Here is a 15,333-nt window from a genome sequence, read left to right on the forward strand (position 1 = left end):
TTGCGCGCCACTCAATCGGGGGCAGGCACCCACAGCAGTGGTGACGCCGGCGGCTTGCAGGCGACAGGCGCTTGCTCCGTACAGGCGTGCGGCCTGTCCTGATTGACGCCCTGCGCGAACCACCGCAATTCGCCTTCGATCGGACCATCCAGGCCGTTCTGGCGGACCTGAACCTTGCGGACGGTTGCCTTGTCCATGCCCTTGGGGATTTTCAACGTGACGTCGGGCATCAGTTTTGCGCGCGCCCTACTGGCATTCGGGCCGACATCGGGCCGCCATGGCTTTGCCGTCAGTGTATCAGGATCGAGCAGTAATTCGGTCTGGTCGCGAGCGATGACCGCGCTGACATGCATATCGCCATTGGAACGGGTTTCACCAAAACGGAATACCGGCAAGCCCGGCATGCTTCCGCCCCCGGAGACCTGCACCGCCGTCTTGCCGACGACAATCGTCTGTTCGCGCCAGGCACCGTTCATTCTTGTCGCCGCGACAACGCCGCTTTTTTGGCCATCGACGAACTTGGTGTAGAGCAAAACCGGCTCCCCCGACCGGCTGATCTGCAACAAGGCATTGTTGACCAGCCCATGCTGCACGCCGGGCGCATCGACCATTTCCATGGTTTCCGGCGACAGCGGACCGTTGACACGACGGCCCCCGACATCCCATTGGCGAAAGTCGCGCGTCGATGCATAGGTCAGCGAGAAATTGGTTGCGACGTCGGGCGTCCGGCGCCACACCACAGCAACATGGAACCGTTCCGGTCCGTCCTTTACGAAGCGGTAGGATATGCGTTGACGGGGCCTTTGGTGTCGCGATCGGCGAATAGCTCGCCGATGCGTTGCCACTTACCGCCATTCCATGCGTTGAGCAGCCAGCTACCGTTTCCCGACATGCCATCGCGATAAAGAAACAGCAGGTTGCCATGGTCGTCATGCATGAACTGCGGATAGGTGGCCGAGGCTTCATTGCGTCCGAGCATCGGCTGCAACCGGACTGCGTCCAGGTCATCCAGCGGCCCTCGCGCATACACAAGCGGACTGGCATGCATGTTGCCGGCAATATGCACTATGCCGGCGTCGTCGATCGCCACTGTCAACGCGTTATGCGCGTCCCATCCTGCGAAACGGGACGCCAGTCGCTTATGGCAAAGACGCTCCGCCTCCGGGTCATAGGTGGCGAGCGTCAGATATCGCTCCGCATCGTAATAGGCTGCCACCAATCGGCCGTCGCTGTTCACCGCTGATCCGAAGGGCACGATCGTGCCGCTCCAAGCCTGGCCGATCGGCAGCGCTCCACCAGCCTGGCGAGGCGGCGGCACCTCGCACAGATCATTGGGACGCGCGTCCGAAGCACAGCCGGTTGCCACCAACGCGCCGGCGGCCGCCAGGGAAAGAGAGAATTTCATTGCGAAAGCCATTCTTTTGTTGCGGCTGCTTAACCCTCGAACATGTGGTTCGGCTCCGCAAGCATGATCACCATGGCGACAAATGCGCGCCCGCAACGACCATGCGCCGCGACGTCAGGACGCGACAGATCCAACGCGCATTACGATATCCAGACTCCATTTGATTTTTGGTGGAGCCTAGCGGGATCGAACCGCTGACCTCCTGCATGCCATGCAGGCGCTCTCCCAGCTGAGCTAAGGCCCCATCCTGCGCGGGAGCGCCGCAGCAATCAGGTCGGGCCATGTCCGGAAAACCGTCGGCCAAATAATGGTGCAGCCCCGGACTGAGGTCCGCCCGGCGCTGACGCTTCGGGAGTTTTGCCGGCAAATGCCCCTGGACATTTCCCTGATCGGCAAAACTGGTGGAGCCTAGCGGGATCGAACCGCTGACCTCCTGCATGCCATGCAGGCGCTCTCCCAGCTGAGCTAAGGCCCCGTCACCAACCCGAAGCGCCGCTTGGGCCGGCGCTTCGGAGGTCGCTGCCTCTAGGATCGTCAGACCCCATTGGCAAGCGGAATTTTCAGTTAATTGTCGTCATTGTCGTCGTCATTGCCAGCTTCGACGCCCAGGTCGTCGTCACCGCCCAGATCGACGTCATTGTCCGGGGAATCGTCGTCATCATCGACGTCGATATCCAGGTCCAGATCGTCGTCAGCCGTTTCCCGCTCGCCATCGGCGGTTTCCACCACCTTCTTGGGCGCTTCCTCATAGGGCAAGGGCTGCTTCGATTTCAGCACGGGCTCGGGTTCCCAAGCGGTGTTGCAGTTGATGCACACCACCGGATCGTCCTTGCCCAGATCGTAGAAGCGAGTCGCGCATTTCGGGCAGGTCCGCTTCGTGCCCCATTCAGCCTTCACCATGTCCGGCCTGTTCCTTCTTCGATGCTCAAACAGAAATCACGCGGCGCGACAGTCTGGTCGCCCGCGAAACGAGGCGCGCCTTGCCATAGGCAAACCCCGCTGTCAAAAGCCGCGGAGATTTTTTCCGTTCCATGACAAGGGGCATTTGTGACCCAGACCGAAGACCAGCCTATGCCTATGACCTTCCGCACAGCGCCGCCCCTTTCGGGCAGCGTCACTGTGCCGGGCGACAAGAGCATATCGCATCGGTCGCTGATGCTGTCGGCGCTGGCGGTCGGGGAAAGCCGCGTTGAAGGTCTGCTGGAAGGCGAGGATGTGCTTGCCACCGCTGCGGCGATGCGCGCCATGGGCGCCCGGATAGAGCGCGATGACGATGGCGTATGGCATATCCACGGGGTGGGCGTCGGCGGTCTGTTGCAGCCTGGCACCGCGCTCGACATGGGCAATAGCGGCACGTCCACGCGGCTGCTCATGGGCTTGCTGGCCAGCCATGATCTTACCGCGACCTTCATTGGCGACGCATCCTTGAGCAAGCGGCCGATGGCACGCGTGACGGAGCCGCTTGCCCAGATGGGCGCCAGCTTCACGACCAGTCCTGGCGACCGCCTGCCGCTGACGATGAGGGGCGCGTGCCCGGCGGTGCCGCTGGACTATGTGCTGCCCGTCGCATCGGCGCAGGTGAAGTCCGCCATTCTCCTGGCCGGTCTCAACACGCCCGGGATCACGCGTGTCGTCGAGCCGATCCCGACGCGCGACCATAGCGAACGCATGCTCCAGGGATTCGGCGCGGATCTGCGCGTGGAGCAGCAGGCCGATGGCGCCCGTGTCATCACGCTGATCGGCGAGGCCGAACTCAAGCCGCAGCAAATCATGGTGCCGGGCGATCCGTCCTCGGCCGCCTTCCCGATGGTCGCAGCGCTGGTCGTGCCGGGATCAAAGGTGACGATCGCCAATGTCGGCCTGAACGCGACGCGGGCCGGGCTGATCGACCTGCTGCGTGAAATGGGCGGGTCCATCGAGGTGGTGAACGCGCGCGATGTCGGCGGGGAGCCGGTTGGCGACCTGGTCGTCACAGCATCGGTGCTGACCGGCGTTGAGCCCGATCCTGCCCGTGCCCCCAGCATGATCGACGAATATCCGGTTGCCTTCGTCGCAGCGGCCCTTGCGCAGGGGCGCAGCGTCTTTCGCGGACTGGAGGAACTGAGGGTCAAGGAGTCCGACCGGATCGCGACCATGGTAGAGGGGTTGCGTGCGATCGGCGCGCGAGTGGAGGAAATGGAGGACGGCCTCATCATCGAAGGCACGGGCGGCCAGTTGCTGCCCGGCGGCGGCCCGATCGCGACGAAGCTGGATCATCGCATCGCGATGAGCTTTGCCATCGCGGGCCTGGCGTCGCGTGAAGGGGTCACGATCGACGACATGCGCCCGGTCGCCACCAGCTTCCCGACCTTTATCCCGCTGTTGCGCGTATTAGGGGCGGTCGCATGAACCTTGACCTTGCCAATCTGGTTGGCCTTGCGGGCAGCGCACTCATGGTCGTCGCCTATGCCTACAGCAACATGGCCCGACAGCTGAACTTCCTCATTTTCAACCTTCTCAACCTCGTCGGGTCGCTGCTTCTCATCTGGTCGCTGACGGTCCATTTCAACATGGCGTCGATGGCGCTGGAAATCGTCTGGGCCGCAATCGCGCTGCTCGGGCTTGGCAACGCGCTCCGCAGGAAAAGACAATGATTATAGCCGTCGATGGCCCCGCAGCATCCGGCAAGGGTACGATCGCCAAGGCATTGGGCCGCCATTATCGGTTGCCGGTGCTGGACACGGGCCTGCTTTACCGTGCGGTGGGCCTGTCGGTGCTCAAGGCCGGCGGCGATCCCGATCATCAGGAGGACGCCCTCGCCGCCTGCAATTTCGGTGACGCATTGCTCGCTGACCCGGCGCTGCGCAGCGAAGCGGTCGGCAGCCTCGCCAGTCGCGTATCCGTGCATCAGGTCGTGCGGGATGCGCTGGTTCAGCGGCAACGCGATTTCGCGACCCAGCCCGGCGGCGCGATCCTGGACGGACGCGACATCGGGACGGTGATCGCGCCCGATGCCGACGCCAAGATTTTCGTTACCGCCAGCGTGCATGTGCGCGCGGAACGCCGATACAAGGATGCGCTGGCGCATGGCGGGCACCCGGACATGGATTCGCTGGTCGCGGACATTCAGGCGCGCGACACCCGCGACATGAGCCGGGACCACGCTCCGCTGCGGGTCGCCGATGGCGCGGACTTGCTCGACACGTCGGAATTGACTATAGACGCGGCCGTCCAGCGGGCGATCGCGCTTGTGGACGCCCAGCTGGAAGGTCGCTCCGCACGAGTGACCCGATAAGGCGCGCGGATTTTCCGGGCGCCCTTTTCGCTTTTCTCGACGGCGCGTCCCTTGGCTCTCAACCCATTGGATACGCGACGGGTATTCGGCCTGGCGCGTAGTTTGGCCAAAGACCACCGGATACAACCGGTTGGCCAGCAATGACGAGTGAAGGAACGACTTAATGGCCTCTACGGCATTTCCCTCGCGCGACGATTTCGCCGCGCTGCTCAATGATTCTCTCGGTGGCGAAGATGGCGGTTTCGAAGGCCGCGTCGTCAAGGGCACCGTTACCGGCATCGAAAACGACCTGGCCGTCATCGACGTTGGCCTGAAGTCCGAAGGCCGCGTGCCGCTGCGCGAATTCGCGATGCCCGGCCAGAAGGCTGACCTCAAGGTCGGCGACGAAGTCGAAGTCTATGTCGACCGCGTCGAAAACGCCCATGGCGAAGCGATGCTGTCGCGCGACCGCGCCCGCCGCGAAGCCGCCTGGGACAAGCTGGAAGCCGAATTCACCGAAAGCGCCCGCGTCGAAGGCGTCATCTTCGGCCGCGTCAAGGGTGGCTTTACCGTCGACCTCGACGGCGCCGTCGCGTTCCTTCCCGGCAGCCAGGTCGATATCCGCCCCGTGCGCGACGTCACGCCGCTGATGGACATTCCGCAGCCCTTCCAGATCCTCAAGATGGATCGCCGCCGCGGCAACATCGTCGTGTCGCGCCGCGCCATTCTGGAAGAAACCCGCGCCGAACAGCGCAGCGGCCTCATCCAGACACTGGCCGAAGGTCAGATCATCGAAGGCGTCGTCAAGAACATCACCGATTATGGTGCGTTCGTCGACCTGGGCGGCATCGACGGCCTGCTGCACGTTACCGACCTGAGCTACAAGCGCATCAATCATCCCAATGAGATGATCAACATCGGCGACACGGTTAAGGTGCAGATCATTCGCATCAACCGCGACACCCAGCGCATCTCGCTGGGCATGAAGCAGCTGGAAAGCGATCCGTGGGAAGGCGCGAGCGCCAAATATCCGGTCGGCGCGAAGCTGACGGGCCGCGTCACGAACATCACCGAATATGGCGCCTTCGTCGAGCTCGAGCCGGGCATCGAAGGCCTGGTCCACGTTTCGGAAATGTCTTGGACGAAGAAGAACGTCCATCCCGGCAAGATCGTGTCCACCAGCCAGGAAGTCGAAGTCCTGGTTCTGGAAGTCGATCCCGAAAAGCGCCGCATCAGCCTGGGCCTCAAGCAGGCGCAGTCCAACCCCTGGGACAGCTTTGCCGAGCGTCATCCCGTTGGTTCGACGGTCGAGGGCGAAGTCAAGAATGCGACCGAGTTCGGCCTGTTCATCGGCCTGGACGGCGACGTCGACGGCATGGTCCACATGTCCGACATCGCCTGGGGCATTTCGGGCGAAGATGCGCTGGCCCTGCACCGCAAGGGCGAGACGGTTCAGGCCGTCGTTCTCGACATCGACGTCGAGAAGGAGCGCATCAGCCTCGGCATGAAGCAGCTTGAGCGTGGCGGCCCGGCCGCTGGCGGCACCGCGGCTGCGGCTGCAGGCCTCAACAAGAACGCGATCGTCACCGTGACGGTTCTGGAAGTGCGTGATGGTGGCCTGGAAGTCCAGGCCGGTGAAGACGGCGCCGCCGGCTTCATCAAGCGCAGCGACCTTGGCCGCGACCGTGACGAACAGCGTCCGGAACGCTTCCAGGTCGGCCAGAAGTTCGACGCGATGGTGACCGGTTTCGACCGCGCCAAGAAGCCGACCTTCTCGGTCAAGGCCATGCAGATCGCCGAAGAGAAGCAGGCGGTTGCGCAGTATGGCTCGTCCGACAGCGGCGCCTCGCTGGGCGACATTCTGGGCGAAGCGCTCAAGGCCAAGAACGAAGGCTGATCCCTTCCGACATGGCAAGGCGAAAGGCCCGTCGAACCCCGTGTTCGGCGGGCCTTTCCCGTTATGACACAAGCGCAACGATAATGCGGCGGACGATTGTCAACGCCTTACAAAAGCAGTATGAAACGACAGGGGGAACAGCAGAGGGGAGCTGGACACCAATGATCCGTTCGGAATTGATTCAGAAACTGGCCGAAGAAAATCCGGGACTGACGGTGCCGGAGGTCGAACGGATCGTCGATCTCTTTTTTCGTGAGATTGTGGATCGGCTTGCCTCGGGCGGCCGGGTTGAACTGCGCGGTTTCGGCGCATTCACGACCCGCGCTCGCGATGCCCGAACAGGGCGCAATCCCCGCACCGGCGAACAAGTGCCGGTCTGCGCCAAGCGCGTTCCCTATTTCAAGCCGGGCAAGGAAATGCGCGAACGCTTGAACAGCGGCAGCGAAGCCTGATTTCTGCGACTTGACCTGATCGCCGCGCCGGCTATGGCCATGGCTTACGCGGACGTGGCGAAATCGGTAGACGCAGCGGACTTAAAATCCGCCTCCCCCTGGGAATGCGGGTTCAAGTCCCGCCGTCCGCACCAGCGTGCAATGCTGCCCTTGGCATTCGCCATCAGGCGGCAACAGACGCGTCGATCGGCCATGGCCCCCCAGCACTAGCGATCCCGATGCATCCCCGGAGCGCCTGCCCCTGCCATGCCCCTTCCGGCAACGGGCTTATCGCAGCCTTCGCCGCCGAGATTTCAAACCTGAACGAAGCCATTCGAAGCTTTTTTCTACTTCCATGCTGGTCTTTCGCATGCCCAGCGGCAATGATGGATCATGGCCGGCGCAATTGATCCCAACAGTTTCAGTGACTCTCTCGTAATCCTTGGCGCAGCGGGGCTGGTGATACCCGGCTTTGCCCGCTTCCGGATCAGCCCGGTCATCGGCTTCATCCTGGTCGGGCTGGCGGTGGGGCCGGCTGGCCTGGGGGCCTTGGTCGAGCGCTATCCCTGGCTTTACCATATCACCATTTCGGATGGGGAGGCCATCGAGCCATTTGCCGAACTCGGCATCATTCTGCTGCTTTTTTCCATCGGGCTGGAATTGAGCTTCAAACGGCTCTGGTCGATGCGCGCGCAGGTTTTCGGCGTCGGTGCGGCCGAATTATTCGGAAGCGGCCTGCTGATCGCGGCGGGGCTGTATCTTCTGGGGCAACCGACCGCCGGGGCGATCGGCCTCGGTCTTGCGCTCGCCCTGTCCTCGACCGCCGTCGTGCTGCCCATGGTCGGCACCCAAAGTGCGGTCGGCCGCGCCGCCTTTTCGATGCTGCTGTTCGAAGATCTCGCGCTGGTGCCGATCATCTTCATGCTGGGTGCGCTCGCCCCCTCTGTCGCCAGCAGCCCCGACGGCGCCTGGAGCGCGTTGGCCAGCACATTGGTCAGGGGTGGCGTGACTGTCGGTGTCATGCTGATCCTTGGCCGCATCACCCTGCCCCATATTTTCAGTCAGGCGGCGCGCACCAAAAGCCCCGAAGTCTTTCTGGCCGCCAGCCTGCTCGTCGTCATCATCTCCAGCATGGCGACGTCGATCGCCGGCCTGTCACCGATCGTCGGCGCGCTGGTCGCGGGCCTGCTGATCGCGGAAACCGACTATCATGGCGAGGTCGAGGTCATCACGGCCCCGTTCAAGGGTCTGGCGCTCGGCGTCTTCCTGATTACCGTGGGCATGAGCCTGGACCTGCGCGTCATCCTGGCCAACTGGCCCAGCCTGATGCTGGCCGTATTCGGTGTGGTGCTGTGCAAGACGCTGGTCACGGCGGCGCTGCTCTATTTTTCGGGCACGCGCAAAGGGACGGCGCTGGAGGTCGGCGTGCTGATGTCCAGCCCGTCGGAAACGACATTGATCGTGCTGTCCGCTGCGGCCGCGGCGCAACTGATCCTGCCTTCGACCGCTGCTTTCTGGCAGATCGTCACCGCGATCGGCCTCACCATCACGCCGCTGCTGGCCCGCTTCGGCCATGATATCGCCCGTCGCCTGGAAATGGCGCTTGGCGAAGAACGCGTGGAAACCGACGACGTCCAGACGCAGGCCGCCGCGGTGGTCATCGGCTTTGGCCGGGTCGGCCGCATGGTCTGCGACCTGTTGCGCACGCATAGTCAGCGCTTCATCGTGGTGGAATCCGACCCCGACGTCGTGGCGGAAGCCCGCCGGGCGGGCTATCCCATATTATTTGGCGACGTCGCCCGCGTGGAAATGCTCGACAGGTTGCGCCTGGGTCATGCGCGCGCGCTGATCCTCACGATGGATGATCCGGTGTTGTCGGTTCGCGTAACGCAACGTGTGCGCGGCTGGGTGCCGGACCTGCCCATCATCGCCCGCGCGCGGGACGCGGACCATGCCGCCCAACTGTATCGCGCCGGGGCCAGCGATGCGGTGCCCGAAACGCTGGAAAGCTCGCTGCAACTGGCGGAAACCGCGCTCGTGGATCTTGGCGTTGCCATGGGGCCGGTCATCGCCTCCATCCATCAAACGCGCGAGGATTTGCGCATGGGCATCAAGGATGCGGCTCAGATGCAAAAGACGCCCAAATTGCGGCGGCTGCGCGCGGACGAGACAAACTGACGTCACCCGGCGACGGGCGGGCTGAAAATCGACCATCCGGTGCGGCTGGATAGTTCCTCCAGCGCCAGCGTGCCCAGCTGGCTGTTGCCGCTGGCGTTCAATCCCGGCGACCATACCGCGATCGACGCGCGGCCGGGTACGATGGCCAATATGCCGCCCCCTACCCCAGACTTGCCGGGCATCCCCACGCGAAAGGCGAAGTCGCCCGATGCATCATAATGGCCGCAGGTCAGCATCAAGGCATTGATGCGTCGCGCCCTGCGCGGCGACACGACCCGGCCACCATCGGGATGCCGTCCGTCAAGCATCAGATAGCGGCCCGCAAGTGCCAATTGCCGGCAGCTCATCTCGATCGCGCACTGGTGGAAATAGGCGCCGAGCACCAATTCGACCGGATGGCGCACATTGTCGAAGGCTCGCATGTAATTGGCGAGCGCCATGTTGCGAAAGCCCGAGGCGGTTTCGGATGCGGCAACCGCTTCATTGATGGCGATATCGTCATCCCCGGCAAGATAGCGCAGGAAGCGGAGCATCTCGCCAATGGCGACGCGCGGCTGGTGCCCGCCCAGATTGACGTCGGCTACCACGATCGCCCCGGCGTTGATGAAGGGATTGCGCGGAATGCCCTGCTCATGCTCCAGCTGCACGATCGAGTTGAAGGCGGTGCCAGATGGCTCACGCCCCACACGGTCCCAAAGCTGGTCACCAACCTTGCCAACCGCCAGGGTCAGCGCGAACACCTTGGATATGGACTGGATGGAAAAGCCCATGTCGGCGTCGCCGCCTGTCACCATCTGCCCGTCGGCCGTCGCGATAGCGATGCCGAAATGGCGGGCCTCAACCTTGGCGAGCTCGGGAATATAATGGGCAACGCGACCCCGATCCGGCGCGCTCCGCATGCTGGCGACGATGTCCGCCACTATATCCGTCAGATCTTCCGTCATGTCGCCCCTGATATGCGCAGAGCGGTACCCTAACGACAAGCCGCGCGGGAAAGAAGATGCTCAGCGAGCGAGGACACGCGCCTCATGGGCCAGCAGCCACTGTTTGGCGTGCAGGCCGCCTGCAAAGCCGGTCAAATCGCCTTTCCTGCCCACCACACGATGGCATGGCGTGATAATCGACAGCGGATTGCGCCCATTGGCGGCCCCGACCGCCCGCACCGCTGTCGGCCGACCGATATCGGTCGCGATAGCGCCATAGCTGCGCGTCTGACCATAAGGAATGGCGTCCAGAGCGCGCCAGACATCCCGCTGGAACGGCGTTCCAGCCGGCGCGCACGGCAGGTCGAAGCACCCCAGCTCGCCGTCGAAATAGGCAGCCAGTTGCGCCGATGCCTCCTTGAGCAACGGATCATCCTTGGCCTCGCCAAGGGCAGGCAAGGGCACGCGCGAGGGTCGATCCTGCGGCCAGAGCACGGCGACCAATTGACCGGCGCTCGCCACGATGGTCAGAAGGCCGACGGGCGAGGCCAAACGGATGCAGCTGAAAGTCACGCGACGGTCCTTCAGAAAAAGTGGCGACGTCATGACAACGCCGCCATCGTTCCGCTTCCCGCATTTTGCGGCCAAAGCCTATTTGAGACCGCCACCCATGGCCCGGTAGAGTTCGACCATATTGGCCTCACGCGTCAACCGCGTCGCCACCAGCGACTGTTCGGCGGTATAGAGCGAACGCTGCGAATCCAGCGTCGTCAGGAAGCTGTCGACGCCCGCCCGAAAGCGCGCTTCGGAAAGCGTATAGGCGACCCGCGCGGAATCCCGCAGCGACGTCTGGGCCTCCAGCTGGCGCTCCATCGTCCCGCGGCGAGCCAACGCATCGGCAACTTCGCGAAAACCGGTCTGGACGCTTTTTTCGTATGTTGCGACCATCGCGTCATAGGTGGCCCGGGCATAACGCAAATTGCCCTGATTACGGCCGAAATCGAAAATCGGCAGGTTGGCCGAAGGCGCCACCGACCAGAAATCCGATCCCGATCCGAACAGGTTGGAGAGGCCCTGGCTGATGGATCCGAAAGCCGCCGTCAGTGAGATATTAGGAAAGAAGGCCGCCCGCGCCGCGCCGATATTGGCGTTCGCGGCGCGCAACTGGTGCTCGGCCGACGCGATATCGGGCCGTTGCAGCAAGACATCGGATGTGATGTTCGCCGGCAAATTCTCAAGGGTGGCCCCTTCCGGCGTCAGGCTGTCTGGAAGGTCGCTGGCGGGCACGGTCGTACCGGCCAGCAGGTTGAGCGCATTTTGATCCTGCGCGACCAGCGTCGTCGCTTCGGCAATATCCGATCGCGCCTGATCATAGCTGGTTTGCGCCTGGCGCACTTCCAGCTCCGATGCGATCCCCCGCTCAAACCGGGCCTTGGTCAGGGCCAGCGTCTTGCCGAACGCCCCCTCCAGTTCCCGGGCGATGCGCAATCGTTCCTGATCGGCCGCCATCACCAACCACGCATTGGCGGTTTCCGCCACGAGACTGGTCTGCGCCGCCTTGCGATTTTCGTCTGTTGCGAAAAATTGCTCGAGCGCCGCCTTGCTGAGGTTGCGCACGCGGCCGAAGAGGTCGATTTCCCACGCCGAAATGCCGACCTGCGCCTGATAGACATCATTGTTCAGCCGCTGAGTTTGGCCGAATTGGACGAGCGGCTGTTCGGAATAAGTGGCCGTGCCACTCGCATTCACGCTTGGAAAGAGGTCGGCCCTTTGCACGCGATATTGCGCGCGCGCCTGCGCTACATTGGCGACAGCAATGCGCAGGTCGCGATTATTGGTCAAAGCCGTCTCGATCACCCGGACCATCCGGGGGTCCGTGAAGAAATCCCGCCAGGCCGTCTCTGCCGGAATCGCCGCTACGCCCTCGCCTGTTTCAGCATAGGCAGGCCCCTGCGGGCTTTCGACCGGCACCGGCAGATCGGGCCGCACATATTTCGGCGCCATGTCGCACGCCGCCAGGGCAAGCGACAGGGTGACGGCGCTCAGCGCCTTGATGCTGCGCATGATCTCAGGCCTCCTGCGACGAAGTGGGCGCATCGGCATTGTCCGCCGCTTGATTATCATGATGTTCCCGGAACAGACGTTTCACCACGGTGAAGAAGACCGGCACGAAGAAGATGGCCAGCACGGTCGCCGACAACATGCCGCCTACCACAGCCCAGCCAATGGCATTTTGGCCACCCGCGCCCGCGCCGGTCGACAAGGCCAGCGGCAAGACGCCGAAGATGAACGCGAAGCTGGTCATCAGGATCGGCCGCAAGCGCAACTTGCCCGCTTCCAGCGCTGCCCGCGCGGGCGACAGGCCCTCACGCATCTTTTCTTCCGCGAACTCCACGATCAAAATCGCGTTCTTGGCCGAAACGCCAATGGTCGTGATGAGGCCGACCTGTAGGTAAATGTCGTTATTGAGGCCTGCGAGCGTGGCCGCGATCACCGCACCCAGCACGCCGAGCGGAACCACCAGCATGACCGCGATCGGCACCGACCAGCTTTCATACAGGGCAGCAAGGCACAGGAAGACGATCAGCATGGACAGCGCATAGACATAAGGCGCCTGCCCCCCCGATGTCTGTTCTTCATAAGAAATGCCGTTCCAGCTGAAGCCGATCCCTGCGGGCAGCTTGGCGGCATGTTCCTCCATCGCCTGCATGGCAGTGCCGCTGGACACGCCGGGCGCGGCGCCACCCTGGATGTTCATCGAAGGCACACCGTTGAAGCGTTCCAGTCGCGCCGGCCCCTGCACCCATTCCGTCGTCGAGAAAGCGGAAAGGGGCGCCATTTGGCCGGAACTACCCCGGACATGATAAGCGCCTATGGCATCGGCCGATGTGCGATAGGGCGCGTCAGCCTGGACGTAGACGCGCTTCACCCGATCACGATCGATGAAATCGTTGACATAGGCGCCGCCAAGATTGGTGCTGATCGTGTCATTGACATCCGCCTGGGCGATCCCGAGGGCGCCGGCAGCCGCCTGATCGACGTTCAGCTTGAGCTGGGGCGTATCCTCCAGGCCGTTGGGACGCACCTGCGCCAGCCGCTCGTCGCCCATTGCCATGCCAAGCAGCTGGTTGCGAGCCGCCAGCAGCTTATCATGGCCCAGATTGCCCTGATCGAGCAGCTGGAAATCGAAACCGGACGCATTGCCCAGTTCCTGGACGGCCGGCGGCACGAAGGCGATGGCCATGCCAGCGGAAATCTTCTTAAACGCCATATTCGCGCGCCGCGCGATCGCAGGGACGGCATTTTCCGCGCCCTTGCGATCCGCCCAATCCTTCATCCGGGCAAAGGCGATGCCCACATTCTGCCCCTGCCCCACAAAGCCGAAGCCCGCGATGGTAAAGACAGCCTCCACATTACTCTTCTCATCGACCAGATAATGGCGCCGCATTCGCGTCAGCGACCGTTCGGTTTCTTCCAGCGTGGATCCCGCCGGCAGGGACAATTGCGCGATGATAATGCCCTGATCCTCCTCCGGCAGGAAGCCTGATGGCAACCGCAGAAAGATGAACGCCATGCCGATGACGATCAGCAGGTAAAGCAGCATCGTGCGCACCCAGCGGCGCTCGACCTTCTCGACGCCCTGGCCATAACGCGCGACGCCCTTGTCAAAGGTACGATTGAACCAACCGAAAAAGCGTCCGAAAATCGACCCGAAACGCCCCGACCATTGATCATGGCCATGCGATGCGGGCTTCAAAATTGCGGCGCACAAAGCTGGCGTCAGAATCAGCGCCACCAGGACCGACAGGATCATCGACGACACGATGGTAATGGAGAACTGGCGGAAAATGACGCCAGTCGAGCCGCCGAAGAAGGCCATCGGCAGGAACACTGCGGACAGGACGAGACCAATACCGATCAGCGCGCCACTGATTTCGTCCATGGATCGCCGCGCGGCTTCCTTCGGCGTCAGCCCTTCATCCTGGATCAGGCGCTCGACATTTTCGACCACGACGATCGCGTCATCGACCAGCAGGCCGATGGCCAGCACCATACCGAACAGAGTCAGCGTATTGATGGTGAAGCCCGCCGCGTAGAGCACCGCTAATGCGCCAAGCAGGACAACCGGCACGGCAATCGTTGGGATAAGCGTCGCGCGCCAGTTCTGCAAAAAGATGAACATGACGACGAAGACGAGCAGAATTGCTTCGAACAGCGTGTGGATCACCTGCTCAACCGACAATGTCACGAATTTGGAATTATCGACCGGAAAATCATATTTGACCCAGGTCGGAAAATTCTTGGACAATTCGTTGACGCGGTCTTTCACCGCTTCCACTGTATCGAGCGCATTCGCGCCAGGCGCCAGCTTGATGCCAAAACCGGAAGCGGGATGGCCGTTGAACTTGACGCCAAAGCCGTAATTCTCAGCCCCAAGCTCGACGCGAGCGACATCGGACAACAGGACGACCGATCCATCGCTGTTGCTGCGAAGCCGAATTTTCTCGAACTCCTCCGCCGTACGCAAACGCGACTGGGCGGTGACAGTCGCATTGAGCGCTTGTCCCTCGGGCGCTGGCGCTCCGCCGATCTGGCCGGCCGAAACCTGGGCATTTTGCGCCTGGATCGCGGACTTCACGTCTCCCGTGGTGATGCGCAAATTGGCCATCTTGTAGGGATCGAGCCAGATGCGCATCGCATATTGCGACCCGAACAGCTGCGTATCGCCCACGCCGGTGACGCGGCTGAGCGGATCCTGCAAGGTGGCCGCGATGAAGTCGGCCGCGTCTTCCTGATCGTGAATACCATCGTCCGTGTAGACCGCGGCGATCAAAAGGAAGCTCGATGTCGACTTGCCGACGCGTAGCCCTTGCTGCTGGACCTCTTGCGGCAGCAACGGGGTCGCCTGCGACAATTTATTCTGGACCTGCACCTGCGCAATGTCAGGGTCGGTTCCCTGTTCGAACGTCAGCGTAATGCTGAGATTGCCCGACCCGTCGCTGGTGGACGAAAAGTAACGCAGATTGTCGATGCCCTTAAGCTGCTGCTCGATAATCTGCGTGGTCGTGCTTTCCAGCGTCTGGGCATTCGCGCCGGGGTAGCTGGTCTGGATCGTGACCGCAGGTGGCGCGATTTCCGGGAACTGCGCAACCGGCAGGGAACGGATCGCCAGCAGGCCCGCGAGCATGACGACGATGGCGATGACCCACGCAAAGATGGGCCTGTCGATGAAATAGCGCGCCATG

13 protein-coding genes and 3 tRNA genes are annotated in these 15,333 nt (G+C 62.8%); 7 read left to right on the plus strand and 9 right to left on the minus strand.

Going from position 1 to position 15,333, the window contains the following annotated elements; all coding sequences use genetic code 11:
• Positions 1-11 precede the first annotated feature (11 nt).
• From SKA58_RS20485 to SKA58_RS07810, 5 genes are all read right to left on the minus strand, one after another.
• Positions 12-845, minus strand: a complete 834-nt coding sequence (locus SKA58_RS20485) for a BNR-4 repeat-containing protein (protein ID WP_083784859.1) — start codon at positions 843-845, stop codon at positions 12-14.
• Positions 770-1,405 carry a BNR-4 repeat-containing protein gene (locus SKA58_RS20490; RefSeq protein WP_009821849.1) on the minus strand — a complete coding sequence of 212 codons (636 nt, stop codon included), beginning with the start codon at positions 1,403-1,405 and terminating at the stop codon, positions 770-772. Before SKA58_RS20490 ends, SKA58_RS20485 begins: the two co-directional genes overlap by 76 nt.
• 168 nt (positions 1,406-1,573) lie before the next feature.
• A tRNA-Ala gene (locus SKA58_RS07800) sits at positions 1,574-1,649 on the minus strand.
• A 155-nt stretch (positions 1,650-1,804) separates the two neighbouring features.
• Positions 1,805-1,880: transfer RNA gene (locus SKA58_RS07805), tRNA-Ala, on the minus strand.
• 89 nt (positions 1,881-1,969) lie between these two features.
• A complete protein-coding gene (locus tag SKA58_RS07810) occupies positions 1,970-2,305 on the minus strand; it encodes a TIGR02300 family protein (protein WP_009821851.1) in 336 nt (111 codons plus the stop codon).
• Between the two features lie 147 nt (positions 2,306-2,452).
• On the opposite strand from SKA58_RS07810, the gene aroA reads away from it, so the two are divergent.
• The 7 genes from aroA (at position 2,453) to SKA58_RS07845 (ending at position 9,164) form a co-directional block, all read left to right on the plus strand.
• Complete coding sequence (gene aroA / locus SKA58_RS07815; protein ID WP_037542284.1) at positions 2,453-3,793, plus strand: 3-phosphoshikimate 1-carboxyvinyltransferase; 1,341 nt, start codon at positions 2,453-2,455, stop codon at positions 3,791-3,793.
• Positions 3,790-4,038 carry a CBU_0592 family membrane protein gene (locus SKA58_RS07820; RefSeq protein ID WP_009821853.1) on the plus strand — a complete coding sequence of 83 codons (249 nt, stop codon included), beginning with the start codon at positions 3,790-3,792 and terminating at the stop codon, positions 4,036-4,038. Before aroA ends, SKA58_RS07820 begins: the two co-directional genes overlap by 4 nt.
• Positions 4,035-4,679, plus strand: coding sequence for a (d)CMP kinase (cmk, locus tag SKA58_RS07825; RefSeq protein ID WP_009821854.1), 645 nt, complete (start codon positions 4,035-4,037; stop codon positions 4,677-4,679). Before SKA58_RS07820 ends, cmk begins: the two co-directional genes overlap by 4 nt.
• Before the next feature lie 163 nt (positions 4,680-4,842).
• Entirely contained in the window at positions 4,843-6,555 is a 1,713-nt protein-coding gene (gene rpsA, locus SKA58_RS07830; RefSeq protein WP_009821855.1) for a 30S ribosomal protein S1, read from the plus strand.
• Positions 6,556-6,716: 161 nt separating this feature from the next.
• Complete coding sequence (locus SKA58_RS07835; protein ID WP_009821856.1) at positions 6,717-7,007, plus strand: integration host factor subunit beta; 291 nt, start codon at positions 6,717-6,719, stop codon at positions 7,005-7,007.
• 48 nt (positions 7,008-7,055) lie between these two features.
• Positions 7,056-7,141 (plus strand) — tRNA-Leu (locus SKA58_RS07840).
• 238 nt (positions 7,142-7,379) lie between these two features.
• Entirely contained in the window at positions 7,380-9,164 is a 1,785-nt protein-coding gene (locus tag SKA58_RS07845) for a cation:proton antiporter domain-containing protein (RefSeq protein ID WP_009821858.1), read from the plus strand.
• Between the two features lie 2 nt (positions 9,165-9,166).
• Here SKA58_RS07845 and SKA58_RS07850 read toward each other — a convergent pair whose 3' ends face one another.
• The 4 genes from SKA58_RS07850 to SKA58_RS07865 all read right to left on the minus strand — a co-directional run bounded on the left by SKA58_RS07850 (position 9,167) and on the right by SKA58_RS07865 (position 15,332).
• Complete coding sequence (locus SKA58_RS07850) at positions 9,167-10,108, minus strand: glutaminase (RefSeq protein ID WP_009821859.1); 942 nt, start codon at positions 10,106-10,108, stop codon at positions 9,167-9,169.
• Positions 10,109-10,168: 60 nt separating this feature from the next.
• Positions 10,169-10,660: a methylated-DNA--[protein]-cysteine S-methyltransferase gene (locus SKA58_RS07855; protein ID WP_037542744.1), complete on the minus strand. Its 492-nt coding sequence runs from the start codon at positions 10,658-10,660 to the stop codon at positions 10,169-10,171.
• Positions 10,661-10,738: 78 nt separating this feature from the next.
• Positions 10,739-12,151, minus strand: coding sequence for an efflux transporter outer membrane subunit (locus SKA58_RS07860; RefSeq protein ID WP_009821861.1), 1,413 nt, complete (start codon positions 12,149-12,151; stop codon positions 10,739-10,741).
• Positions 12,152-12,155: 4 nt separating this feature from the next.
• Entirely contained in the window at positions 12,156-15,332 is a 3,177-nt protein-coding gene (locus SKA58_RS07865) for an efflux RND transporter permease subunit (protein WP_009821862.1), read from the minus strand.
• Between the last annotated feature and the right edge of the window lies 1 nt (position 15,333).

The sequence above is a fragment of the Sphingomonas sp. SKA58 genome, assembly GCF_000153545.1.
GTDB lineage: Bacteria > Pseudomonadota > Alphaproteobacteria > Sphingomonadales > Sphingomonadaceae > Sphingobium > Sphingobium soli.

Bases quoted from the DNA above. Each gene is read 5' to 3' on its own strand.
- rpsA (WP_009821855.1), top strand. From the start codon at position 4,843: ATGGCCTCTACGGCATTTCCCTCGCGCGACGATTTCGCCGCGCTGCTC.
- SKA58_RS07850 (WP_009821859.1), bottom strand. From the start codon at position 10,108: ATGACGGAAGATCTGACGGATATAGTGGCGGACATCGTCGCCAGCATG.
- SKA58_RS07860 (WP_009821861.1), bottom strand. From the start codon at position 12,151: ATGCGCAGCATCAAGGCGCTGAGCGCCGTCACCCTGTCGCTTGCCCTG.
- SKA58_RS07865 (WP_009821862.1), bottom strand. From the start codon at position 15,332: ATGGCGCGCTATTTCATCGACAGGCCCATCTTTGCGTGGGTCATCGCC.
- SKA58_RS07845 (WP_009821858.1), top strand. From the start codon at position 7,380: ATGGCCGGCGCAATTGATCCCAACAGTTTCAGTGACTCTCTCGTAATC.
- SKA58_RS07810 (WP_009821851.1), bottom strand. From the start codon at position 2,305: ATGGTGAAGGCTGAATGGGGCACGAAGCGGACCTGCCCGAAATGCGCG.
- cmk (WP_009821854.1), top strand. From the start codon at position 4,035: ATGATTATAGCCGTCGATGGCCCCGCAGCATCCGGCAAGGGTACGATC.
- SKA58_RS07835 (WP_009821856.1), top strand. From the start codon at position 6,717: ATGATCCGTTCGGAATTGATTCAGAAACTGGCCGAAGAAAATCCGGGA.
- SKA58_RS20490 (WP_009821849.1), bottom strand. From the start codon at position 1,405: ATGAAATTCTCTCTTTCCCTGGCGGCCGCCGGCGCGTTGGTGGCAACC.
- SKA58_RS07820 (WP_009821853.1), top strand. From the start codon at position 3,790: ATGAACCTTGACCTTGCCAATCTGGTTGGCCTTGCGGGCAGCGCACTC.